The sequence below is a fragment of the Polaribacter sp. BAL334 genome (assembly GCF_015767435.1).
GTDB lineage: Bacteria > Bacteroidota > Bacteroidia > Flavobacteriales > Flavobacteriaceae > Polaribacter.
Window position 1 is genome coordinate 1 of record NZ_JADWOV010000232.1, and the last position, 310, is coordinate 310.

Annotated in this window: 1 protein-coding gene; it reads left to right on the forward strand. The window is 28.7% G+C overall.

The features are described 5' to 3' along the window. Positions 1–102 precede the first annotated feature (102 nt). Positions 103–310, forward strand: a 208-nt coding sequence (locus IU405_RS15615) for a hypothetical protein (protein WP_231749493.1), incomplete at its 3' end; no start/stop codon positions are given.

Sequence of the window (310 nt, forward strand, 5' to 3'; positions counted from 1 at the left end):
AGTATTTTAGCAAAGGCGAATTTGTTTATAAAACTATAAAATAGTTTTATAAACATGTGAATATTTACTAGTTGGATACAATTTGAATTTGGAATTATTTTTATGAAATCAGCGGAAATACTTGATTTCGGAATTAAGAACGGTTTTAATTTCGACAAGAATAAACCTTTAAACACTCTAACTCTGAATAGAGCGGATGGAATTAAAGTTGAGCTTTATTTCCCGGATGAAAAATTATTACTGGGAATGGATGACGGAACTAATATTAACTGGGAATACAAACTAATTGACAATAAAACAGGAACTGAAT